At 46.7% G+C, this 23,948-nt stretch carries 23 protein-coding genes and 1 pseudogene; 14 read left to right on the top strand and 10 right to left on the bottom strand.

Annotated features, from left to right (window positions below):
* Window positions 1-15 precede the first annotated feature (15 nt).
* Both ispE and lolB read right to left on the bottom strand, forming a co-directional pair.
* Complete coding sequence (ispE, locus tag U9J37_RS07280; RefSeq protein WP_322413393.1) at window positions 16-888, bottom strand: 4-(cytidine 5'-diphospho)-2-C-methyl-D-erythritol kinase; 873 nt, start codon at window positions 886-888, stop codon at window positions 16-18.
* Entirely contained in the window at window positions 885-1,502 is a 618-nt protein-coding gene (lolB, locus tag U9J37_RS07275; protein WP_038193280.1) for a lipoprotein insertase outer membrane protein LolB, read from the bottom strand. Before lolB ends, ispE begins: the two co-directional genes overlap by 4 nt.
* A gap of 160 nt (window positions 1,503-1,662) precedes the next feature.
* Between lolB and hemA the strand changes: the two genes are divergently transcribed.
* The 8 genes and pseudogenes from hemA (at window position 1,663) to ybaK (ending at window position 9,642) form a co-directional block, all read left to right on the top strand.
* Window positions 1,663-2,916: a glutamyl-tRNA reductase gene (gene hemA / locus U9J37_RS07270; RefSeq protein WP_322413390.1), complete on the top strand. Its 1,254-nt coding sequence runs from the start codon at window positions 1,663-1,665 to the stop codon at window positions 2,914-2,916.
* A 46-nt stretch (window positions 2,917-2,962) separates the two neighbouring features.
* Window positions 2,963-4,051, top strand: coding sequence for a peptide chain release factor 1 (gene prfA / locus U9J37_RS07265; RefSeq protein WP_005476361.1), 1,089 nt, complete (start codon window positions 2,963-2,965; stop codon window positions 4,049-4,051).
* 3 nt (window positions 4,052-4,054) lie between these two features.
* Window positions 4,055-4,915, top strand: a complete 861-nt coding sequence (prmC, locus tag U9J37_RS07260) for a peptide chain release factor N(5)-glutamine methyltransferase (RefSeq protein ID WP_005476370.1) — start codon at window positions 4,055-4,057, stop codon at window positions 4,913-4,915.
* A gap of 10 nt (window positions 4,916-4,925) precedes the next feature.
* A complete protein-coding gene (locus U9J37_RS07255) occupies window positions 4,926-5,309 on the top strand; it encodes a SirB2 family protein (protein ID WP_038133797.1) in 384 nt (127 codons plus the stop codon).
* Window positions 5,310-5,328: 19 nt separating this feature from the next.
* The gene (locus U9J37_RS07250; RefSeq protein WP_005476357.1) at window positions 5,329-6,138 is read left to right on the top strand and encodes a SirB1 family protein; all 810 of its coding nucleotides are present in this window, start codon (window positions 5,329-5,331) and stop codon (window positions 6,136-6,138) included.
* A gap of 43 nt (window positions 6,139-6,181) precedes the next feature.
* Window positions 6,182-7,033 (top strand): 3-deoxy-8-phosphooctulonate synthase, encoded by an 852-nt coding sequence (gene kdsA, locus U9J37_RS07245; RefSeq protein WP_322413387.1) that lies wholly within the window; start codon window positions 6,182-6,184, stop codon window positions 7,031-7,033.
* 377 nt (window positions 7,034-7,410) lie between these two features.
* Window positions 7,411-9,083, top strand: a pseudogene (gene ushA / locus U9J37_RS07240) (bifunctional UDP-sugar hydrolase/5'-nucleotidase UshA).
* An 82-nt stretch (window positions 9,084-9,165) separates the two neighbouring features.
* A complete protein-coding gene (ybaK, locus tag U9J37_RS07235; RefSeq protein ID WP_005476383.1) occupies window positions 9,166-9,642 on the top strand; it encodes a Cys-tRNA(Pro) deacylase in 477 nt (158 codons plus the stop codon).
* A 49-nt stretch (window positions 9,643-9,691) separates the two neighbouring features.
* Here the strand turns inward: ybaK and U9J37_RS07230 are convergent, their stop codons facing one another.
* Entirely contained in the window at window positions 9,692-10,936 is a 1,245-nt protein-coding gene (locus tag U9J37_RS07230; protein WP_005476368.1) for a uracil-xanthine permease family protein, read from the bottom strand.
* 250 nt (window positions 10,937-11,186) lie between these two features.
* On the opposite strand from U9J37_RS07230, the gene U9J37_RS07225 reads away from it, so the two are divergent.
* On the top strand, window positions 11,187-12,461 hold the full coding sequence (locus U9J37_RS07225) for a DUF2066 domain-containing protein (protein ID WP_005476373.1): 1,275 nt from the start codon (window positions 11,187-11,189) through the stop codon (window positions 12,459-12,461).
* Between the two features lie 307 nt (window positions 12,462-12,768).
* On the opposite strand, the gene U9J37_RS07220 is transcribed toward U9J37_RS07225, so the two are convergent.
* From U9J37_RS07220 to U9J37_RS07205, 4 genes are read right to left on the bottom strand one after another with little or no spacing between them, the layout of a single operon-like run.
* Complete coding sequence (locus U9J37_RS07220; RefSeq protein WP_005476385.1) at window positions 12,769-13,197, bottom strand: DUF2069 domain-containing protein; 429 nt, start codon at window positions 13,195-13,197, stop codon at window positions 12,769-12,771.
* 2 nt (window positions 13,198-13,199) lie between these two features.
* Window positions 13,200-13,769, bottom strand: coding sequence for an NAD(P)H:quinone oxidoreductase (gene wrbA / locus U9J37_RS07215; RefSeq protein WP_005476387.1), 570 nt, complete (start codon window positions 13,767-13,769; stop codon window positions 13,200-13,202).
* Complete coding sequence (gene arsC / locus U9J37_RS07210; protein ID WP_005476375.1) at window positions 13,766-14,110, bottom strand: arsenate reductase (glutaredoxin); 345 nt, start codon at window positions 14,108-14,110, stop codon at window positions 13,766-13,768. The genes wrbA and arsC overlap by 4 nt, the downstream gene beginning before the upstream one ends.
* Before the next feature lie 16 nt (window positions 14,111-14,126).
* Window positions 14,127-15,578, bottom strand: a complete 1,452-nt coding sequence (locus U9J37_RS07205; RefSeq protein WP_322413382.1) for a beta-barrel assembly-enhancing protease — start codon at window positions 15,576-15,578, stop codon at window positions 14,127-14,129.
* Between the two features lie 235 nt (window positions 15,579-15,813).
* On the opposite strand from U9J37_RS07205, the gene U9J37_RS07200 reads away from it, so the two are divergent.
* The 3 genes from U9J37_RS07200 to U9J37_RS07190 all read left to right on the top strand — a co-directional run bounded on the left by U9J37_RS07200 (window position 15,814) and on the right by U9J37_RS07190 (window position 19,189).
* Window positions 15,814-16,047 carry a sulfurtransferase TusA family protein gene (locus U9J37_RS07200; protein ID WP_038133817.1) on the top strand — a complete coding sequence of 78 codons (234 nt, stop codon included), beginning with the start codon at window positions 15,814-15,816 and terminating at the stop codon, window positions 16,045-16,047.
* Window positions 16,048-17,118 carry an AI-2E family transporter gene (locus U9J37_RS07195; RefSeq protein ID WP_005476379.1) on the top strand — a complete coding sequence of 357 codons (1,071 nt, stop codon included), beginning with the start codon at window positions 16,048-16,050 and terminating at the stop codon, window positions 17,116-17,118.
* A 199-nt stretch (window positions 17,119-17,317) separates the two neighbouring features.
* Window positions 17,318-19,189, top strand: a complete 1,872-nt coding sequence (locus U9J37_RS07190; RefSeq protein WP_005476358.1) for a methyl-accepting chemotaxis protein — start codon at window positions 17,318-17,320, stop codon at window positions 19,187-19,189.
* Window positions 19,190-19,251: 62 nt separating this feature from the next.
* On the opposite strand, the gene bcp is transcribed toward U9J37_RS07190, so the two are convergent.
* Both bcp and U9J37_RS07180 read right to left on the bottom strand, forming a co-directional pair.
* On the bottom strand, window positions 19,252-19,722 hold the full coding sequence (gene bcp, locus U9J37_RS07185; RefSeq protein WP_005476367.1) for a thioredoxin-dependent thiol peroxidase: 471 nt from the start codon (window positions 19,720-19,722) through the stop codon (window positions 19,252-19,254).
* A 12-nt stretch (window positions 19,723-19,734) separates the two neighbouring features.
* On the bottom strand, window positions 19,735-20,277 hold the full coding sequence (locus tag U9J37_RS07180; RefSeq protein WP_005476377.1) for a glycine cleavage system transcriptional repressor: 543 nt from the start codon (window positions 20,275-20,277) through the stop codon (window positions 19,735-19,737).
* Window positions 20,278-20,563: 286 nt separating this feature from the next.
* Between U9J37_RS07180 and dapA the strand changes: the two genes are divergently transcribed.
* Window positions 20,564-21,442 carry a 4-hydroxy-tetrahydrodipicolinate synthase gene (dapA, locus tag U9J37_RS07175; RefSeq protein ID WP_005476365.1) on the top strand — a complete coding sequence of 293 codons (879 nt, stop codon included), beginning with the start codon at window positions 20,564-20,566 and terminating at the stop codon, window positions 21,440-21,442.
* A gap of 54 nt (window positions 21,443-21,496) precedes the next feature.
* Window positions 21,497-22,525, top strand: a complete 1,029-nt coding sequence (gene bamC, locus U9J37_RS07170; protein WP_038133823.1) for an outer membrane protein assembly factor BamC — start codon at window positions 21,497-21,499, stop codon at window positions 22,523-22,525.
* Window positions 22,526-22,598: 73 nt separating this feature from the next.
* Here bamC and U9J37_RS07165 read toward each other — a convergent pair whose 3' ends face one another.
* A complete protein-coding gene (locus U9J37_RS07165; protein ID WP_005476359.1) occupies window positions 22,599-23,924 on the bottom strand; it encodes a Na+/H+ antiporter family protein in 1,326 nt (441 codons plus the stop codon).
* Between the last annotated feature and the right edge of the window lie 24 nt (window positions 23,925-23,948).

The following is a 23,948-nucleotide window of genomic DNA, read 5'->3' as shown; positions in this document are numbered from 1 at the left end:
GGTTGCGTCCAGTTTTTAGATAGATTGTGTGTGGGCCAAGCGGTACTTAGCCAGCGTCTCATGTAGAGGGGAGATGTTTCGCCCTTTAGCTACGAAAGCAGAGACGTTGTCAGGAAGTTTTTGGTAGATGGCTTTCGCTTCGTTTTCGCTGGAAAATTCAGCAAAAACGCACGATCCGGTCCCCGTCAATCTTGACGGCGCGTATTGTAGCAGCCATGAAAGTTGCTTATCAACCTCTTGGTACAGCATTCGAACAATTTTTTCGCAATCGTTTCCGTAATCATGGTTAAGAAGCGTTGTCAGGTCTCGTTTCTGTGTATTTCGAGTCAATTTCGGATGAGTAAATATGTCTACGGTTGCAATGCTCACATTTGGCCTCACGACCAAGTACCATTTCTCGCTCGGAGAGGCTTGAGTCAGTTGCTCACCAACTCCCTCAGCAAAGGCGGCAAAGCCGCGCACAAATACAGGGACATCGGCTCCGAGGTGAAGTCCGATGCTCGCCAGTTCGTCATCGGACAATCCGGTTTTCCACAAATGGTTCAGTGCGACGAGCACGGTTGCTGCGTTGGAAGAGCCTCCACCGATACCACCGCCCATCGGTAAGATTTTATTTAATTGAATATCCGCACCAAATGTACAATCGGCAGCTTCTTGCAGTGCCCGAGCGGCTTTCCAAATGAGGTTATCTTCTAAAGCAACCCCTGGAATACCAGGTGTCAATGTGATTTCGCCGCTGGAGTTTGCAGTGATGCTTAAGCTGTCACCATGGTCGAGAAACTGAAATAGAGTCTGCAATTCGTGGTAGCCATTCTCACGGCGGCCGGTGATGTAGAGAAAAAGATTCAATTTAGCCGGTGAAGGCCAATGTGTCGTTTCCGTGATCATTCGTTTATTTTCCACTTAGATATCACAATATTGATCGAGGTGTCATTTTGAGTCAGTTTGAGTTTTTGTGGCAGTGGCAATGGAACGCCATCTACTTGTACATCACGATAGTTTAAGTAAGAAAGCTGCCATTGTTGGCCGTTGATTTTTTTCGTCAGTGATAACACGGTGTTGGTGTCGCTGAGTTGGTAGTGGTCTGCCGCGGTGGGTTTGCCCAAAAGCCAATCATTTAATTGCTCAACAGGAAGCGTTAAGCCAGTCAGTTGATAGATCAAGGCTTCTGCACTCGGAGAGGAAAAACTCTGATCATCGTAGGTTTCGACAAACGCACCAGAGGGCGTAATTTTTAAGTTTAAGGCTGTTTGACCAAGGAAGGTGGTCAATCGCAATTGGCTGGATTGAGCGGCGTGTTGCCATTGAAAATTGAGCGATTGACGTTGCTCTGGAGAGATATAGCCCAGTTTCCCACTGGATTGGTACTGTTCGATGGCTGCGAGTCGTTGCTGGTGAGTTTGCCATTCAACATTGGTACTGCTGGTTTCAATACTGGCACAGCCGGATAATACGACAGCGCTCAGCAAACAAATCCAAAGAGGGCGAAATTTCGTCATCATGCGGGTCTTTTGTCCAATTTAAGCCTTGCGTTGGGCGCCACTATATCACTGAAATCACGAACTAATGAAAACATATCCCTAATACCCTTTAATTAAATTGGGCCATCAAGTAAAATTCCGTCCTTATTTGTCCACATCTGATTCAGAGAACTCGCGATACATGTCTTTGCTTGCTATAGGTATCAATCACAACACGGCCTCGGTAGAACTGCGTGAAAAAGTTGCTTTTGGGCCGGAGAAGTTACCTGAAGCACTTAAACAGCTCAGTGAAAACCCTGCAGTGAACGGCAGTGTCATTTTATCGACCTGTAACCGCACTGAGATTTATTGCGATGTCAAAGGTGCGGGAAAGAGTAAGCTCATCGACTGGCTGTCTCAGTTCCATGAGGTCAGCCCAGAAGCATTGAAGCCGAGTATTTATACGCATGAAGAGCAAGCGGCGATTCGCCATCTGATGCGTGTCTCATGTGGATTGGATTCTCTGGTTCTTGGTGAACCGCAGATTCTTGGCCAAGTTAAACAAGCCTATTCAGACGCGCGTGATGGCAAAGCCGTTGACTCTGCGATGGAGAAGTTGTTCCAAAAGACATTCTCAGTAGCAAAACGTGTTCGTACAGAGACTGACATTGGTGGCAATGCGGTATCAGTTGCTTATGCCGCTTGTACGCTAGCAAAACACATTTTTGAGTCGCTGGAAGATTCTACCGTGTTGCTTGTCGGTGCTGGTGAGACGATCGAGCTTGTTGCTAAGCATTTGTCAGCCAATGGCTGTCGAAAAATGATCGTCGCCAACCGAACCAAGGAGCGCGCGATGCCGCTTGCCGAAGAGTTTGGTGCGCAGATTATAGGGTTGCCAGACATTCCCGAGTTTTTGCCTCAAGCGGATATTGTCATCAGTTCAACCGCGAGTCCATTGCCTATCATTGGTAAAGGTATGGTGGAGAGCGCGCTTAAATCTCGCCGTTACCAACCGATGTTATTGGTCGATATCGCGGTCCCACGTGATATCGAGTCACAGGTGGGGGAGTTAAACGACGCCTATCTGTATACCGTTGATGATCTGCAATCGATCGTCGACAACAACATCGAACAACGCAAAGTCGAAGCCATTCAAGCGGAGGCGATAGTTAGTGAAGAGAGCGCGGCGTTTATGTCGTGGCTTCGTTCATTACAAGCGGTCGATAGTATTCGCGATTATCGCCGCAGCGCCAACGACATTCGAACTGAGCTATTAAACAAAAGTATTCAGTCTCTTGCTGCCGGAGCTGATCCAGAGAAGGTCCTTCTGGAGCTGAGCAATAAGCTCACCAACAAGCTCATTCACGCACCTACACGTGCGTTGCAAAGCGCAGCAGAGCGCGGCGAGCCAGCAAAGCTCGCTATCATTAGACAAAGTTTAGGTCTGGAAGATTGATAATCTCCCCAAGACTATTCATTACGAACCTGAGTTAAATAAAACTATGAAAGCCTCGATTCTAACTAAGCTAGAAACACTGGTTGAACGTTACGAAGAAGTTCAACACCTGCTTGGTGATCCCGATATTATCGGCGACCAAGATAAATTCCGCGCCTTGTCAAAAGAGTACTCTCAGCTAGAGGAAGTGACTAAGTGTTTCCAAGCTTACCAACAAGCTCAAGAGGATCTTGTTGCCGCTGAAGAGATGGCGAAAGAAGACGATGAAGAGATGCGCGAAATGGCGCAAGAAGAGATCAAAGAAGCGAAAGAAACCATCGAACGCTTGACCGACGAACTTCAAATTCTTCTACTACCGAAAGATCCAAACGATGACCGCAACTGTTTCCTAGAGATTCGTGCGGGTGCAGGCGGTGATGAAGCGGGCATCTTTGCAGGTGACCTGTTCCGCATGTACAGCAAGTTCGCTGAAAAACAAGGTTGGCGCGTGGAAGTGATGTCTTCAAACGAATCAGAACACGGCGGTTACAAAGAGATGATCGCGAAAGTATCTGGTGATGGTGCTTACGGCGTGCTTAAGTTTGAGTCAGGCGGCCACCGAGTACAGCGTGTTCCGGCTACTGAATCTCAAGGCCGTGTTCATACCTCTGCGTGTACCGTTGCTGTGATGGCGGAAATTCCAGAAGCGGAAATTCCAGAAATCAAAGCGGCTGATCTTAAGATCGACACATTCCGTGCGTCTGGCGCAGGTGGTCAGCACGTTAACACCACTGACTCAGCAATCCGTATTACTCACTTGCCAACCGGTACTGTGGTTGAGTGTCAGGATGAGCGTTCACAGCATAAGAACAAAGCGAAAGCGATGGCGGTCCTTGCTGCACGTATCATTCAGGCGGAAGAAGCGAAACGTGCGGCGGAAGAGTCGGACACGCGTCGTAACCTACTAGGCTCGGGTGACCGTAGTGACCGTATTCGTACCTATAACTACCCACAAGGCCGTGTTTCAGACCATCGCATCAACCTGACTATCTACCGTCTTAACGAAGTAATGGAAGGTGATCTGGCAAGTTTGGTCGACCCTGTTATCCAAGAGCACCAAGCGGATCAACTAGCGGCGCTTGCAGAGAACAACTGATCGATGTCGACGGAACACAGTGTTGAAAACACACTAAAAAACGCCGTTGTTAGGCTTCAAGAGAGCGGCAGTGATTCGCCCTCTCTTGACGCTGCGGTGCTACTTTGCCATGCCCTCGACAAACCACGCTCCTTTTTACTCACCTGGCCCGACAAACTTCTAGACGCAGAACAACTTGCGCAGTTTGCTTCATTGTTGGAACGTCGTCTTGGCGGTGAGCCTGTCGCCTATATCGTGGGAGAGCGCGAATTTTGGTCGTTGCCGCTTGATGTGGCACCCAGCACGTTAATTCCGCGTCCCGACACGGAAAGACTGGTTGAGATTGCGCTGGATAAAGCGTCCGACAGTGAAGGGGACATCCTTGATTTGGGGACAGGCACAGGGGCAATAGCTTTAGCTTTGGCTTCTGAGTTACCTAATCGCAGGGTGTGGGGCGTTGATTTAAAAGAAGACGCTCGGCAGCTTGCCTCATCCAACGCTAAGAAGCTCAATATTCCAAACTGTGAGTTTCGTTCAGGTAGTTGGTTTGACCCGATTGAATCTGGTACGCAGTTTGCTTTGATCGTATCGAATCCACCTTATATTGAGAAAAGTGACCCTCACCTTTCCCAAGGTGATGTTCGATTCGAACCGTTGAGCGCGCTGGTGGCAGAGGACAACGGATTAGCCGATATCAAATACATCTCTGAGGTTGCCCGGTCTCATTTACAGCCGGGCGGTTGGCTGATGTTTGAACATGGCTATGATCAGGGAATCGCCGTTCGAGATCTATTAGCATCGCTTGGTTATGACCAGGTGGAAACATTCAAGGATTACGGTAACAACGACCGAGTAACCATCGGATTGTGGCCGAAAAAGAAATAAGAGAAACAACATGTACGAAGGATTAAAGCATTTTCATCTTCTGACCGTCGCTCTAAGTGCGACTTTATTATCGGTAAGATATGCGTTGATGATGGCAAATTCCAAATTGCTCGACAAAAAGTTTTTTAAAGTTTTCCCTCATATCAATGATACGTTTTTATTAATTTCAGGTATCTACCTAATTGTGGTTACCGGTTTTATTCCGTTTACTGCCGCTGCCCCTTGGTTAACGGAAAAGATCACCTGTGTGCTTGCGTACATTGCACTTGGCTTTTTTGCACTAAAGCTTGGTAAAAACAAACTCCTACGAACGTTTTCTTTCTTTGGTGCTTTGGGGTGGTTAGCGATGGCCGGTAAAATTGCCATCACTAAAACGCCTATTCTGTTTGGTTAATACTTTTAGGTAGTCATTAATGCTTGAGTTGTTTGACGAAGACTTTGACGCAATGGAACTTGTAGAAGGTGCATTGGCATTGAATAAAGCCGTGAACCCCGCTACCGACGTGCATTGGGCTGAGAATGAGTTGCATAGACTACTGCAAGAAGCAGAGCTTTCATTAGCTCATGAGACCAATGAGCGGCAGAGATTTGATGCGTTATTGCGACTCTTCTACCATGAGTGGGGATTTCAGGGCGACCAAGATGCCTATTTTGACTCTTCAAACGGCTTCATTGATAAAGTACTTGAACGCCGTAAAGGTATCCCAGTTAGCTTAGGCGCGCTTCTGCTTTACTTTGGGCGTAAACTTGGCTTTCCGGTGAAAGGCATCACGTTTCCGACCCAGTTTTTAATCAAGATTGATTGGTTCGATGAGACTTCCCAATACATCAATCCATTTAACGGTGAATACGTTTCTGAACATACGCTTGGTGCTTGGTTGATTGGTCACAGCGGCCCATTGGCGAAACTCAAACCGAGTCATTTGAAAGAAACAGACAATCCGACGGTGATTGGTCGTTGGTTGGCTCTACTGAAAAGTGCGCTGTTGCGTGAGCAACGCTATACGTTGGCTCTAAGGTGCACGGATTTAGCCCTGACGTTTGTCCCCGATGACCCATATGAGATTCGCGATCGCGGTTTTATCTACCAACAGCTAGATTGCCATCAAATAGCATTGACCGATTATCAATATTTTATTGATCAATGCCCAGATGACCCAGCATCCGAATTGCTAAAGAATCAAGTAAACGCCATGAGTTCGACTCAGGTTGTCTTACACTAAGTCTATTCACAATGAATAGAATCAAAATTTAAGAGAGAAGAAAATGGAACAGAAAATCGTTCACGTTGGTGATATCCCTGTTGCAAACGACAAACCTTTCACCCTATTTGCTGGTATGAACGTGCTTGAGTCTCGCGACCTTGCAATGCAGATCTGTGAGCACTACGTAAAAGTGACCGAGAAACTGGGCATTCCATACGTGTTCAAGGCTTCTTTCGACAAAGCAAACCGCAGCTCTGTCCATTCATACCGTGGTCCAGGTTTGGAAGAGGGCATGAAAATCTTCCAAGAATTGAAAGATACCTTCGGCGTAAAAATCATCACAGATGTTCATACCGAAGCGCAAGCTCAGCCAGTTGCGGACGTTGTCGATGTGATTCAGCTGCCTGCATTTTTGGCACGCCAAACGGACTTGGTTGAAGCAATGGCTAAGACTGGTGCCGTTATCAACGTTAAGAAGCCTCAGTTTATGAGCCCAGGTCAAGTTGGTAACATCGTTGATAAGTTCAGCGAGTGTGGCAATGACAACATTATTTTGTGTGAGCGTGGCTCATGTCATGGTTACGACAACCTTGTGGTTGATATGCTTGGTTTTGGTGTGATGAAAAAAACATCAAACGGTAGCCCAATTATCTTTGACGTGACTCACTCGCTACAGATGCGTGACCCATCGGGTGCGGCATCAGGCGGTCGTCGTGAACAAACGGTTGAGCTTGCGAAAGCGGGTCTGGCAACAGGAATTGCAGGTCTGTTCATTGAAGCGCATCCAAATCCAGATCAAGCACGTTGTGACGGCCCTTCAGCGCTTCCTCTCGACAAGCTAGAACCGTTCTTGTCACAGATGAAAGCACTTGATGATTTGATCAAAGGTTTTGACCATATCGAAATTAAGTAACAGTACATTTATTGTTCAAGAAAAAAAGTTGGCCAAGTGCCAACTTTTTTGGTTTTTAAGGGGCATGTTTTCGTTCTTTGTTGAGTAAACGCTCACTGTCTCAAATGCAAGGTCTAGAGCGTACTTCACACCCAAACGTTTGCTTGTGATCGTTTGATAAATGAAGTGCAAACTTGGCGGTTTGTTACACATTTAAACGTTTATTTAGGTGATCAATACGACATAAATATGAAAACTCGCTGTTAGGTAATTTTGGTTAATTTAAACTAGTTCAAGTTTTATTGCTCTTGCGGTGCATTTTCACCGAGCGAGTCTATTCATTAAGAGCAGTAAGAAAAAGCAGTGGAAATCCCCAAAAAAGTTCAAAAGGTATGACAATGAAGCAAGGCCTGATCGTAAAAAGCGCAATTAGCGCAGCAATCCTGGCAACTCTAGCTGGTTGTGCAACGGCACCACAGCATGAGTGGGAAGCAGACAAAACCTATAAGCTAACCGTTCTTCACACGAACGATCACCACGGTCGTTTCTGGCAGAACAAATACGGCGAGTACGGCATGGGTACGGCATGGCTGCACGTAAAACGCTAATTGATCAGCTGCGCGCTGAAATTGCTGCAGAAGGTGGTAGCTCGCTACTACTATCGGGTGGTGATATCAACACTGGCGTACCTGAGTCAGATCTACAAGACGCTGAACCAGATTTTAAAGGTATGAGCAAAATTGGTTACGATGCAATGGCACTGGGTAACCACGAGTTCGATAATCCTCTAGACGTTCTAGAAAAACAGATTGAGTGGGCTAACTTCCCAATGCTTTCTGCAAACATTTACGACAAGAAGACTGGCGAGCGCATGTTCCAGCCTTACGAAATGTTTGACCTACAAGGCATCAAAGTTGCGGTTATCGGTCTAACGACAGAAGACACGCAAAAAATCGGTAACCCAGAATTCATTGGTGGCATCGAGTTCCGTGACCCTAAAGAAGAAGCGAAAAAGCTGATCGCTGAACTTGAGAAGACTGAAAAACCTGATCTTATCTTTGCTGTGACGCACATGGGTCACTACGAAGATGGTAATCGTGGTGTGAATGCACCTGGTGATGTTGCGCTAGCTCGTTACCTAGACGAAGGTTCTCTAGATATGATCGTTGGTGGTCACTCTCAAGAGCCAGTATGTATGGAAGCGCCTAACATTGTTAAGAAAAACTTCAAGCCTTCTGACGAGTGTAAGCCAGATGTACAAAACGGCACTTATATCGTTCAGGCTCACGAATGGGGTAAATACGTAGGCCGTGCTGATTACGAATTCCGTAATGGCGAGCTAGAAATGGTGAGCTACGATCTTATCCCTGTGAACCTTAAGAAGAAAATCAAGGTTGATGGTAAGAGCCAACGCGTGCTAATCGAAGATGAAATCAAGCAAGATGAAGCTCTGCTAGAATTCCTACGTCCATACCAAGAGCAAGGTCAAGCGCAGCTTAACGTTAAGATTGCAGAAACCAATGGCAAGCTTGAAGGTGACCGTAACGTGGTTCGCTTCCAGCAAACTAACCTAGGCCGTTTAATCGCAACGGCTCACATGGAGCGTGCAAAAGCAGACTTCGCAGTGATGAACTCTGGTGGTGTACGTGATTCGATTGAAGCGGGTGACGTAACATACAAAGACGTTCTAACGGTACAGCCATTTGCGAACATCCTGACTTACACAGATATGTCTGGCCAAGAAGTACTTGACTACCTAAACGTTGTTGCAACTAAGCCAGTTGACTCTGGTGCATACGCTCAGTTTGCAGGTATCTCTATGACAGTGGCAAACGGTGAAGTCTCTAACGTATTCATCGGTGGTAAACAGCTTCGCCTAGACGAAACTTACCGCTTCACAGTGCCAAGCTACAACGCAGCGGGTGGTGACGGTTACCCTAAACTAACAGGTCACCCAGGTCACGTGAACACTGGCTTCGTAGATGCTGAAGTACTAAAAGAGTACCTAGAAGCAAACAGCCCAGTTGACGTAAACAAATACGCTCCATCAGGTGAGATGGTATACAAGTAAGTTGACTCCAACTTATAAATCTCATTAAGCTAAAACGCCACTCAGTTGAGTGGCGTTTTTTGTTGCTAATTTGGGAGGGAGTATGACTCCTGCTATTAATCTCGCTAAGAAGAAAAAAGTTCCTCATGTTATCCATCAGTATGAACATGACCCGCGTGCTGACAGTTATGGGTTAGAAGCGGCGGAAGTGTTAGGTCAAGATCCCGCGAAAGTCTTTAAAACTTTGTTGTTTAGCGTAAATGGTGATGCAAAAAACCTAGCGGTTGCGATCATTCCAGTTGCCCAGAAGTTGAACCTAAAGCAGGCAGCCAAAGCAGCAAAAGCGAAAAAAGCGGAAATGGCGAACCCTGATATTGCCCAGAAAACGACCGGCTATGTGGTGGGAGGAATTAGCCCACTTGGGCAGAAGAAAGCCTTGCCAACGTTTATCCACAATAGCGCAGAAGCGTTAGAAACCATGTGCGTCAGTGCGGGCAAGCGCGGGTTAGAAATCGAATTGGCCCCAAAAGATTTAGCGGCGCTCACTCGGGCTCAGTTTTGCGAGTTGTGTCTGGATTAAAAAAGGGTTGGCGTAGTGCCAACCCTTTTTGCTATTAAACAAAGAGAAACTATTTCGCTTCTTCTTCCATTTGGGCGTTATCAACAACGTGGTTTTCGCCAAGTTCTTTTGGCAGGATAAGGTTGAGCATAATCGCCACGATGCCACATAGGCTCACACCTTGTAGACTAAACTCACCAATACCAAATGCCATGCCGCCAATGCCAAATACAAGCGTGATCGCAACAATCACTAGGTTGCGAGATTTGTGTAGGTCAACATTGTTTTTGATCAGAGTATTTAAACCCACCGTCGCAATGGAACCAAACAGCAAAATCATAATGCCGCCCATGACCGGCATTGGAATGGTTTGCAGTATCGCACCAAGTTTACCTACCAAAGCCAGGACGATGGCAGTAACCGCAGCCCAAGTCATAATCACTGGGTTGAATGCTTTCGTCAGCATGACGGCACCAGTAACTTCTGAGTAAGTGGTATTTGGCGGTGCACCGACCATAGAAGCGGCAATGGTCGCCACACCGTCACCGGTAATAGTGCGATGTAAGCCTGGTTTCTTGATGTAGTTTTTACCCGTCACGTTCGAAATAGCCAACATATCGCCCACATGTTCTACCGCTGGCGCGATTGCGACCGGAATCATAAATAGAATCGCGTTGATGTTGAACTCAGGCATGGTGAAGTTTGGTAGAGCAAACCATGCTGCTTCTTTTACTGGAGTAAAATCAACGATGCCGTAGCCCAAACTTAGGCAGTAACCCACAACAATACCGCCAAGAATTGGCGTCAGTTTCAAAAAGCCTTTTGCAAACACGCTCAGTACGATGGTCGTAAGCAGTGATGCGACAGAGATAACCAGCGACGCATCAGCATCAATCACTTGTGCGCCATCGACTTTACCCAAAGCCATGTTGACCGCGACCGGAGCTAAACCAAGGCCGATTACCATAATTACCGGACCAACCACGACGGGTGGCAACAGCTTATGAATAATCTCCACACCACGCACTTTGATTAATGCTCCCATCGCCACATAGACGAAGCCTGCAGCCATCAAACCACCCATGGTCGCAGGAATGCCCCATGTTTGAACACCATAAAGAATAGGAGCAATGAAAGCGAAAGATGAGGCAAGGAAGATTGGAACGGTGCGGCGAGTAACAAATTGGAAAAGAAGAGTACCGATACCAGCGCCGAACAGGGCAACACTTGGGTCGAGGCCAGTTAACAATGGCACAAGAACGAGGGCACCAAATGCGACGAACAGCATTTGAGCGCCTTGGATGGCATTTTTCATATCGTTATTCCTTTGGGTGGCGGTAAGTAGTAATTACTCTACAAAAATAAAATTCGCGGGATTTTATCACCGTGCCAAACGATTGCAATCTGAACTGGATCAAATATTTTGGTTTTTATTCATAGATGACCAAAATGCAAGCGAGTCTTGGTGATTACGTAGGACTGGATTACAGAGAGCTTTAGTTGCTCCATTATCAATAGTTGCTTATCATCGACGTTTAAAGTGAAAACTGGATCCTAGGAAGAGTATGCGTCATTTAGCTTTATTGGCTTTAAGTTTGGTCGGATTGCCTGCAATGGCTTTAACCACTGTTGATTTGTACCGTTCAGAAGTGATTCTGGACCAAGCGGTGGACAATGCCGACGCCAAAGCACGTGTGGAAGGCATGAAAGAGGTCATTGTTAAGGCCTCTGGCGATCGTAATGCCATCAGCAATCAGGTTGTACAAAAAGCCTTGAAACAAAACGGTCAATACCTGACTCAGATCAGCTATGGTGACTTGAATGGTTCGCAAACACTTAAAATGGGTTTCAGTGCACCACATATCCGCTCTTTGTTAAGTCAAGCGCAGCTACCCGTTTGGCCAGCAGATCGCGCTAACTTGTTGGTCTGGTTGGTTGAAGAAGGACAAGCAGAGCGCAATATTGTGTGGGAGCATGCTGATTCTTCCGTCTTGACTCAGATGAAGCAAGAAGCCGATAAACGCGGACTGCCTTTGACGGTTCCTGTTGGCGATTTTGATGATATTACCGGTTTGAGCGTGTCTGATTTATGGGGAGGTTTTGCCTTACCTGTGGGTCAAGCCAGTCAGCGCTATCCGGTTGATGCTGTGTTGGTGGTGAAAGCGCAAGGCAACAGCGTCAGATGGACCTTGTATGATCAAAAGCCTGCGACTGTGGGTGTAACGCGTCAAGCGCCTATTACAGGCTCGAACAATGGTGCGGATGCGGCGAGTAAAATGGTCAATCAAATCAGCGATTACTACGCTAAGAAAAGTGCCGTTGTTGTGGCGAGTGAATCGTCCGAAACCCTGAAAGTACGCTTTACAGAGCTCAACGATGCGGTTGGCTTTTTTACGCTGGAGAACAAGCTAAAAGGGCTCAGCTCAGTGGCTGCGATTGATATTTTGAAGATTCAAGGCAATCAAGTGACGTTCAACATTCATTTGCTCTCATCTCAAGCGGAGTTCGAACAAGAAGTCAAACGTGTTGCCCCTGTTGTGCAATTAGAAAACGCCATTGAACGTGAGGTTGTGCCGCCAGTAACGGTGGAGACTGACCTCTCTCGTTCTGAAGATGTAGCGGTTGTGAATGCTGAATTAAACGACGCAGAAGCGATTCAACCTGTCACAGTCGAGAGCTTGCCAGAAGTGGCCCCTGCGGAGTCTATTTTGCAGTTCGAGTGGCAAGGCAAGCCGTATGTCTACACTGCGCCGGTTGAGGTTCTACCTGAAGATGCGAACGACGTATCGAGCGACATTGAAGGGGAAGTCTTGGATAGCTCAACGACTTCCAACGGCTAATAAAAACGAGATAGGGCTGCATTTGCAGCCCTAATTGTTTCAGATGATATTAGGGTCTGGTGACCTTTCTCGGTTAAATTTTGTTCGAGATAAAATCGTTTTAGACGCGGCAAGGGGTGTGTAGCCTAGTCATTCTAAGTAAATACCCCTTAACAAAGCATATTAGCCGAACCCTTCGGGCAGCGTTTGTGGTTCATTTCTACTGCGTTATCGGCTTTTCATGTAGGCTAGCTACACTTCAAAGCCTCTGCCTTGTATAAATTTCCCACAAACTGCTGCAAAAATCAGCTCGAAAGATCAACAGACCCTAGTTGTCTGATTCGAAACGCGCTTTTTCTTCTTTCTCAACTTTTGATAGTCTTTTTAACTTCAAGCCTAACTCTTTTCCTCGTGCTCTGGCGTAGAGAATATTGCCAAAAAACGCACTTGTCGCAAGAAGCAGTTCTACAACAGCTAGCCAGCGCTCTCCACCATCGACATACAGGATGGTCAAACCGTGTAGAAAGTAAAACATGAGAATGAAGTTCGCCCAAGCATGGGTATAAGGTTTTCCTGCCAAAATCCCGGGTAGCGGCAGTAACAGTGGGATAGCCCAAGCGATCGCAAGTGTGGTGCTACTGATGTGCGGGTGCGGAGATAAACTCAGTTGCCACAAGGCAATCCAAGCGAGTAACGCCAAATTGCCAAACAGAGCAAGCATACGAAACCGCTTAGTTTGAGGCTGCATCTCGTGCATGGTTATGATTCCTTCATTTTCAGTGCCGTCGAGGCGAGGCGTTTTCCAAGCTGTTGCGCCAGTTCGATTTCATCTGCGGTCAGTCCCGCAGTACCGGAACTGACGGTTGTTGCACCATAGGGTGTTCCGCCACTTGTCGTGGTGTGCAGCTTTGGTTGTGAATAGGGGATACCCAATATCATCATCCCATGATGCAATAATGGCAGCATCATAGTCTGCAGCGTTGTTTCTTGTCCGCCGTGTAGGCTTGAAGACGCGGTGAAGAGGCATGCAGGCTTATCTATCAGATCACCTGATACCCAAAGCGCGGTGCTCTTATCCCAGAAATGCTTTAAAGGAGCTGCCATGTTGCCAAACCATACTGGGCTACCCATGGCTAAACCGTGGCACTGCTTAAGTTCATTGAGCGTAATTATTGGGTCGTCTGTTTGGTCCGAACCGTCAATCTCTTCAACGGTTCTCAGCAATGCCTCGCAACCTTCGACAGATTCAATACCGCGTGCAATTTGCCTCGCCACCGCTCGCGTAGAGCCGTGGCGACTGTAATAAAGAACAATGATTTGGCAGATCATAGAATCTCAAGTACTTGCTCTGGCGGGCGACCATGACGCGCTTGACCGTTATTCACAACGATAGGGCGCTCGATGAGTTTTGGATTGTTCGCCATCGCTGAGAACAGTGTTTCGTCATCAGCCTCTGCTAAATCGAGCTCTTTGTAGAGCGCCTCTTTGGTGCGCATCATGGCACGAACATTCTCAACACCCAGTTGAGTGTAGAGCGTTTTTAGTTCTTCAATACTCAGTGGTGTATCTAGGTATTTAACTACTTCCGGTTCAATACCTTTTTCTTCAAGTAGAGCAAGGGTTTGGCGACTTTTAGAGCAGCGTGGGTTATGAATAATCACGACTGACATAGGTGAACTCCTGTTTTTATTGTAATGCTAAGAAACGCTCTCGTTGGACCATAAGCTGATCAATACGAGCATCGTATCTGGCTTGTTTTAAACTTCCTAACTCCGCGAGTTGGCTCGCTTGAGTGTAATATTGAATGGCTTTGTTCCAGTTTGCTTTTAGGGCGAGAATTTCGGCGCGCGCCGCTAAATCTTCATCACTACGACCAAGATGAATGTTGGCTTCGGAAAGCAGATGCCAGCCATTTACGTCATTTGGATAGTCGTGTGTATAACGCTGCAACACTCGAATCGCTTCTTCGTTTTTCTCTCGTTTGATCAATACGTTGGCATAATTGATGGTGATCACCGCATTGTTTGGTGTTGCGGCCATCGCTTTTTCAAGCATCGACTGTGCGAGCTCTGGCTTCTTCTGTGCGATATAGAGATCGGACATCGCGTCCAGATAAAAGTGATTGTTGCGATCGCGGCTTAGCAGTTCTTGTAAGATTTTATCCGCTTCTTCAAGCTCGTTGTTATCGAGGTGGACCAGTGCTTTCCCGTATTGAAACGCGACTTTGATGCTTGGGTCTGCTTTCTTTTCCGTACGCTCAAACCAGTCTTGAGCGGCTTTGGCTTGTATCCCTGCATATCGAGCGACGATTCGCGCGCGCGCGAGGTTGTAATCGAGCGAGGGCTGAACGCGAGGTTCAGGGTAGTTTTGTGCTCTTGCTCGGCTATCGGTGATGCGGTCTTCAGGGAGCGGGTGAGTCAGCAACATCGGCGGCGGTGTGCTAGCGTAGCGATACTCATCTGCGAGTCGGCCAAAAAACCTTGGCATGGCTTTCGGTTCAAACCCTGCCTTGGCTAAGGTGGCGATCCCGAAGCGATCGGCTTCTTTTTCATTGCTACGAGTGTAGTTAATTGTCCCTTGCATACTACCAGCTGTCGTTGCCGTGATAGCTGCCATCCCAGCTTGTGGGGACGCGATGGCGAGCAATAATGAACCTGCCAGTGCGGCTAAGGTTGCAGGAGATCGCCGTGCTTGATCTTCCATGCTTCGCGCAAGGTGGCGCTGCGTGACGTGGGCAATCTCGTGGGCGACAACTGAGGCGAGTTCACTCTCGCTTTGTGCATGCAAAAATAGACCAGAATGGAGCGCAATGTAACCGCCAAAAAATGCGAAAGCATTGATGTTTCTGTCACGAATCATGAAAAAAGTAAATGGGGTTTTTACGTCGTCCGCGTTCGCAACTAATCGGTGGCCTAAGTTACTCACGTATTCGTTTAAAACAGGGTCATTGACGATGGGCTGACTCGAGCGCAGCATCCGCATGTAAGCGTCACCGTAGATGAGCTCTTGATCAATTGTGAGAGTGCTACTGGCCGTCGTGCCGATGTCTGGAAGCTCGATACTGTTTGCACTAATCGAAGGTGCAACGAGTGCGGCAGAAACACAGAGGCAGACCAAAGAACGCGTACGTTTTAACATAGATTTCAGATGATACTCCATTGATAACATTGTCAGATGTTGGATTTGATTGACTGACAGGTACCTTTTTGACACTTCATCATTGAGATGGTTTCGTCACGCAATCCAACTCTTATATTGGACTGTAGGTCTGCTAAGTCAGCGGCGTGTGAAAGATCTTCGTCGCTAACTTTTTACACTGACGCGTTTAAAAAAACACTATACAATGCTTCCATGATAAGCATCGAGCGAAAGAATGGAACCTAATATTTTGGATTTACGCCAAGAGCGGTGTCCGCTGGCACTGTTACTTGCTAAGCGTCACACTAATCTATTAAAGGTTGGTGACTCCTGCTGCATTCTTATTCGCGAATCGAGCTCTAAAAGTGATATTCAAAAATTTCTTCAAAAGCAATCTTTTGACCTGTTGATTGAAGAGATGGATGACCACTTCCGAATCCACGTGAACAGAACTAAGGAAATGTGTTGAATGTTTGAAATGGTAAGCCGTTGGTATAAGAGACGTTTTTCAGACCCGCATGCGGTGAGTCTTGTTGCCATTCTCCTATTTGGTTTTATTACCATCTATTTCTTCGGCAATCTAATCGCACCTTTGTTAGTTGCCATTGTTCTTGCTTACTTGCTGGAGTGGCCAGTTTCTCAACTGTCTCGTTTAGGTGTTCCTCGTACGTTAGCGGTCATACTGGTGATACTTGGATTCAGTAGCTTGATGCTGGTGGCCGTATTCGGCTTAGTACCGACCATCTGGCAACAAGTCGGAAACCTAATTAATGACATACCAACCATGTATGTCGGTTTGCAGAGTTTCATCGCTGAACTTCCTCATCGTTATCCTGAACTCGAAAACTTCCAAATCGTCGAATCTTTGGTGACGAATGCGAAAAACCAAGCCATCGGCATGGGCGAAACGGTTGTAAAAGGATCATTGGCATCTTTGGTTAGTCTTGCAACCTTGGCTGTGTATCTAATCTTGGTGCCGCTGCTTGTTTTCTTCCTGCTGAAAGACAAACAAGAAATGATTGAAATGGCGAGCGGCGTGTTACCTCGTAATCGCCGTTTAGCGAACAAAGTGTGGCATGAGATGAACGAGCAAATCTCAAACTACATCCGCGGCAAGGTGATGGAGATTCTCATTGTTGGTGGTGTTAGCTATGTGACTTTTGCCATTCTTGACTTGCGTTATTCGGTATTACTTGCCGTTGCGGTTGGTCTGTCTGTGCTGATTCCCTATATTGGTGCGGCGGCAGTTACGGTTCCTGTGGCGATGGTAGGTCTGTTTCAATGGGGGCTCACCCCGCAGTTTTACTGGCTATTGATTGCTTATGGCATTATCCAAGCGCTAGACGGCAACGTGTTAGTACCAGTCCTGTTTTCTGAGGCAGTTAATTTGCACCCTGTTGCAATTATCGTCGCGGTGTTGGTATTTGGTGGCTTGTGGGGCTTTTGGGGGGTGTTCTTCGCCATTCCTTTAGCAACCTTGGTAAAAGCTGTATGGAATGCACTGCCTAGCCACGACGAGGAGGTGCACCCAAGCACATAACATCACTTGTTCCTCTCGCTTATAGATAAAGCCTCAAACAAAAGTTTGGGGCTTTTTTTGTCGGTTTTTGCAATCTTCTCGTAAAATTACATTTACACACGTAAGTTTTTGTAAGAAATTTCTTAAGTAAACGTTAGTCAGGGCGATAACAAGAATATTACAACAACTATAATTATTACTGACAAATTTGAGGGAAGATATGAAATTTAGCCAGAAGATCGTTGCGGCCTCATCTGGATTGCTGCTAGTGACTGTTGCTCTGTTGTCTATTCAGCAGTTGAGCACGGTTAAAGAAGAGGTTGAAGCACTCGTCGATACCAGCCTGACTGAGATGGTAAACGGGGTCAAAAATACCGTTGTCTCAGAGATGGAAAGTAAAAAAGGTCTAGCAAAATCGATGACAGAAGTGATTGAGCTAGCACCAAACGACCAAGTTTACGTTAAAAATATTCTTGAGAAACCAACACTGAAAAGCAGCTTTCTCGCAGTAGGTTTTGGTTATGAGAGCAATGGTTTCGTGATTGAAAATGATGATGGCTGGGAAGCTGGACCAGATTACGATCCGCGTGTCCGTCCTTGGTTTATTGATGCCAAATCGAAAGGGCAATTGGTGGTTACTGCCCCTTATGTTGACGTCTCCTCTAAAAAAGTGATTATCTCCATCGGTACACCGGTCAAAGAAAACGGTCGTTTTATTGCGGGCATGTTCTATGACTTAGAACTTGGTGGTCTTGCTGACTTGGTCAACAGTGTTAACTTACTTGACGCAGGTTACTTATTTATTGTCACCGCAGACGGCACGACGATCGCGCACCCAGATGCTAAAAACAACGGCGAAAACCTCTCTTCATATCTGCCTAAAGCCACGGTGAGCGAAGGCAATCAACGCTTTGAAAAAGACGGTGTGAACTACCTTGTCCACTTTACCAAAGTGCCATCTGAAAATTGGTATATTGGTGCGATTGTTGACGAAGACATTGCGTTTGCTGCCATCGATTCTATGCGCAGTAGCTCGATGATTTACGGCATTATCGGCGTCGTATTGAGCGTTCTGATTTTGACCTTCTTGATTCGTGTGTTGATGCGCCCTCTAGATGTACTCAACGCGGCGATTCAAGATGTTGCGTCTGGACAGGGGGACTTAACTAAGCGCCTTGACACGAACACGGACAAAGAATTTGCTCAGCTAGCAGAAGGCTTCAACACCTTTACCGAAACGCTACAAAAGCAAATTCAGCAGTCTAAAGCGATTGGCGCGGAAATTCTTCGTGGTACAGAAATGACGGTCCAAGGGTCGCATGAATCAGCAGAAGCAATGCGTAGCCAGTTGCAAGAGCTTGAACAGCTTGCCACGGCAATGAACGAAATGGCGGTCACTGCAACGGAAGTCGCGAACAATGCGCAAGGCGCTGCTGCAGCCGCTCGTGAGGCAGATGAAGCTACTCAAGATGGTTCATCGGTTGTGAGCGATACCACGATGTCAATCGACACCTTGTCTGCTCGTATCGATCAAGCGGTTGAAGAAGTGCAAGGTCTTGAATCAGCGACGGCGAACATTGAAACCATTTTGAAAGTAATTAACGATATCGCTGACCAAACAAACTTGCTGGCATTGAATGCGGCGATTGAGGCGGCGCGAGCAGGGGAGTCTGGTCGTGGATTTGCGGTGGTAGCTGATGAAGTTCGTACATTGGCTCAGCGCACACAAGAATCAACCACTGAAATCCGCAGTATGATCGAACAGTTGCAATCGGGCGCAAGCTCAGTCTCTGCCGCAATGAACGAGAGTAAAAATACGGCGGTTGACGCAGTAGATAAAGCTCAAGCGGCAGATGGTGCGCTGCAACGTATTCGTGATGCAATCCAACGTATTACCGATATGAACATGCAGATAGCTTCTGCGGCAGAAGAGCAAAGCTTGGTGGCGGAAGAGATTAACGCCAACACGGTTAAAATTAAGGATCTGTCGACTCAGGTAGCGGATGCGGCTGAAAACGCCAACATCGCGATGCAGGTTCAAACTGAAAATGTTCGAGAGCAAGACAACATCTTGAACAAGTTTATTGTTTAATCAGAGTAAAACAAAACGCCAGCGAAGTCGCTGGCGTTTTTTTATTCGTTTGGAGCTATCGCTTATTTGTTTTCGTTTAGATAATCCAATACCACCTCGTGGTGTGTTTTGGTTTTAAACTTATTGAACACGTGCTCTATAACGCCTTCTTCATTAATCAAAAAACTGATTCGGTGCAGTCCATCATAGACCTTGCCCATAAACTTCTTCTCGCCCCACACACCAAACTGCTCTGCAACTGCGTGGTCTTCATCAGAGAGTAGGGTGAAGTTTAGCTCGTCACGTTCGATGAACTTACCTAGGCGCTTTACAGGGTCGATACTTACACCCAATACCACGACATTGTGCGCATCGAGTTCGGCTTTGACATCACGAAGTCCTTGGGCTTGTACCGTACAACCTGGTGTCATCGCTTTTGGGTAGAAGTAAAACAGCACTTTTTTGCCAGCAAAGTCACCGAGTGACACGGTGTTGCCATCTTGATCCAATAATGAAAATGCGGGTGCTGGCGAGCCTGCAGTTAAAGTGTTCATTGTTCTTCCTTTTTATAGACTGTTTTTAATGAAATTAAGTGAGCCTTGTACGGCTAATTTCTGGCAAAGTTCATCAAACTCTTCTTGTAATTGCATGATATTGCGTTCGGAATCGACACTGGCCGTAATAGCGATATGGAACTGATTAGATTCACTGCCCACTTTTTCTTTGCTAATGGTTTGAGCGCTCAATGAAGCAAGTCCAATCTCTTTCTCGGCAAAAAATTGCGTGAAGTGCTCTGTCAATCCTGGCTTGTCTTCAGACTCAACAAACACTTCCATCGTGTAAGAGGTATCAAGCGGCGCATGAGTTGAGGTGCGCTTCATGATGGTGATGAGGTTATGCTCTTGACCAAGCAAAGGTAATGTCGTTTCGACGCGAGTGACGGCTGCATTGTTGCCAGAGAGCAGCATGATTAGGGTGAACTCATTGCCAAAAAGTGCAATGCGACTGTCAACAATGTTGCATCCAGACTGAGTGACCAGGTGAACAACTTGGTTGCACACACCTGGGCGATCGGTTCCGACCGCAGTAATCACCAAATGTTGAGTCATAGTCTCACTTATTATCTTGTTAGGATTATTAATTCGATAGCTTAGCACAGATGGCGGTGATAGAAATGCTAGTGCTTCGCTTTAGAATTAATTTTATACAATTGAATCGATGGTTTGATTTTCCTTACTCGATACTGACATTAAGACAAATAAAAGGCGTAATTTGCCAAATATCTAACATCTGATAAATATTCATTCATTTAGGTGATTTAAGCGCAGTTAATCGCTTGTCTTTTTCAATCGCCTTACAGTACCATGCAGAAAGTAACAAATGAGGGAGAAGGACATGTTTTCAGGAAGTATCGTAGCGTTAATTACACCGTTTAATCATGATGGCGAAGTCGACTATGTCAGCTTAAAGAAGCTTGTTGACTACCATGTAGCCGCGGGTACCAATGGTATCGTTGCTGTCGGCACCACAGGTGAGTCTGCAACGCTAACTATTGAAGAGCATGTCAAAGTCGTGTTGAAGACGGTGGAGTTTGCCGATGGCCGTATTCCTGTGATTGCAGGTACGGGTGCCAATGCAACCCATGAGTCTGTCACGTTTAGCCGCTTGCTAAATAACTCTGGCATTGTTGGCTGCTTAAGTGTCACTCCTTACTACAACAAGCCAACTCAAGAAGGGCTTTTCCAGCACTATAAGGCGATAGCTGAAGAGAGCGACGTTCCTCAGATCCTATATAATGTTCCAGGTCGCACTGCGGTAGATTTAAAGCCAGAGACAGTTGCACGCCTAGCGGAAATCGATAACATCGTGGCATTGAAAGATGCAACGGGCGATCTTGGACGAATTGCAATTCATCGTGAACTTTGTGGCGAAGATTTTATCTTACTAAGTGGCGATGATGCGACGGGTCTTGAATTCGTTAAGCAAGGCGGCCAAGGCGTGATTTCTGTCACGAACAACATTGCCGCTGAAGATATGGCGACCATGTTCCGATTGGCCAAAGAAGGCAAGTTTGACGAAGCGGAAATCATTAATCAGCGATTAATGGCTCTTCACAAAAACTTGTTTATTGAGTCTAGCCCGATTCCAGTGAAGTGGGCCGCGCACAAACTTGGTCTTATCGCAAACGGTGATTTACGCCTTCCTCTGACCGAATTGTCAGAAAGTGCGCGCCCGATTGTGGCTCAAGCAATGACAGAAGCCTGCATCTACTAATTTAAGAAAAATTGCCGAAGACCACTCTTCGGCATTTACTTATCAGGAGTTTCAATGAAATTGTCTCACCAGCTAGTTCTCAGTTCGCTAGCTGTTTTTGTTTTAACAGCATGTTCTGGTAACGCGACTCAACGCCGTCAGGCGAAAGATGACTTTGAGTATCTTGATACTCCAGCGTTAGAAGAATGGAAGATGGCTGAAGGTGCGGAGCCTCAGTTTTATACCAACTATCAAATTCCTCAAGGTGATTACGCTGGTGGCATCGGAAAAGAGGTCGACATTCGCCCACCTCAGCAAGTGCTAGAGCTAATCCCAGGTGCTCGAGCAGAACGTAAGCAAGGTGAAACAACCCTATGGTTGCTCCGAGAGAGTGAGCTCGACACTGTTTGGGCGACGGCGATGAAAATGCTTCAAGAGCAAAACATCGGTATTCGTGAGCAAACCGCGACACGTGTCGAGACCGATTGGGTGACGTGGTCATCGGAAGATGAAGACGTTGAACTTGGTGCTCGCTATGAAATCGATAGAGTGAAAGCGGGCGGACGCCACGGCTTTAAAATTGCTCTAATCGACTGGAAAGAAGCAGGCAAAGAGATGCCTGTCACTGCGCTAAATAAAGAACGTTACAATGCCTTGATGACTAACTTGGTGACGGCGCGTTACGATCTTGACCTTCGTGAAGAAGCACAGCGCAAAGCGCAAGAATTGGTTAAGCATATTCCAATTACCATGGGCTCCGACCGAAGCGGTTTCCCTGTGATTATTGCTCGAACGCCTTATAACGTGCTTTGGCAACGCTTGCCGCGATTACTGCCAAATATGGGCTTTACGATTGAAGAGCGTAATCAGTCTCAAGGTACGATAAAAGCGAAGTATGCTTCGCCAGACGATGAGTTTTGGACAGAAATCGGCGTTAAGCCAATTGGTTTAAGTTCAGGTACTTACACCTTCTTGTTTGGTGACTTGGGTAACCGTACGTCAATTAACGTAACGGATTCCTCAGGTAAGCCAGTGGAAGAAGAATTACTGAAAGATATGGTACCTGTATTGAGCGCTGTAGCTGGTAAAAACAACCAAGAGTAATTTACCGTTACGCTGAGATAATAAAAAAGCTGACTTATCACTAAGTCAGCTTTTTTTCGTTTCTAGGTGGACGCTACAGAATCATTGCGGCAATCCAGCCAAAAATGATGAGAGGGATGTTGTAGTGCACAAAGGTGGGCACGACGGTTTCCCAAATATGTTCATGCTGGCCATCCGCGTTAAGCCCTGATGTTGGACCTAAGGTTGAATCTGATGCTGGTGAACCTGCGTCACCAAGTGCCGCCGCTGTGCCCACAAGCGCAATGGTTGCCATTGGTGAGAAACCAAATGCCGCCGCCAAAGGAACGTAAATCGTTGCGAGAATTGGAATCGTAGAGAACGAAGAGCCAATGCCCATAGTCACCAACAAGCCTACAACCAGCATCAATAGCGCTGCCATTGGTTTGTTGTCACCAATGCTGGTTGATAATGCTTCAACCAAAGATTCGACACCGCCTGTCTGCTTCATTACTGCGGCAAAGCCTGCTGCGGCAATCATGATAAAGCCTATCATAGCCATCATGTGAACGCCCTTGGTAAACACGTCGTGCGTCTCTTTCCATGCAATCACACCACCGAAGGTAAAGACCATAAAGCCAGCCAAACCGCCGATAATCATCGATCCTGTTGTCAGCTGAACCGACAACGCCGCAACAATACCCACGGCAGCAACCCAGATGTTCTTTTTGTTGATGCCTTTAGGGGATTCTTCGACGTGCGTAAGTTCTGTTTCTTCATAGACACGAGGCTTACGGTAGCTAAAGAAAATCGCCGTCAACAAACCGAAGATCATCCCCGCAGCGGGTAGAAGCATGGCAACAGGAACCTGACTAGCAACGACATTTTCTAAACCGTTGTCATGAAGGTTTTTGAGCAGAATATTATTAAGGAAAATACCGCCAAAGCCGACAGGTAGCACCATGTAGGGGGTCACTAAGCCGAAGGTGAGTACACACGCAATCATGCGGCGGTCTAGCTTCAGTTTTGCGAACACGCCCAATAGAGGTGGAATCAAAATGGGAATAAAGGCGATATGGACAGGCACAATGTTTTGTGAAGACATGGTCACAAGCACTAAGGCGACAAGCACGGCGTACTTAAGACCTGTCGATGCAGAGCCATTCTCTTGGCCGTGAATGCGTTTGATAACACTGTTGGCAAGAAGGTCTGTGATACCAGACTTAGAGATCGCAACAGCAAATGTACCGAGCATCGCATAGCTAAGTGCAATTGTTGCACCGCCCCCAAGGCCGCTTTCAAAAGCAGCAATCGCGTCATTCAAGCTCATGCCTGCAACTAAACCACCGACAATCGCACTGAATGTCAGGGCAACCACGACATTCACGCGCATCAGTGCTAGGAGCAGCATGATACATACGGAAATAACAACAGGATTCATAGTTTTCTCTTTGTTGTGTTTACT

This window comes from Vibrio sp. 16, from assembly GCF_963681195.1.
Classification (GTDB): Bacteria; Pseudomonadota; Gammaproteobacteria; order Enterobacterales; family Vibrionaceae; genus Vibrio; species Vibrio sinaloensis_D.
The sequence above is the reverse complement of the archived record's forward strand: the minus strand, read 5'-3'. Positions and strand labels throughout refer to the sequence as shown.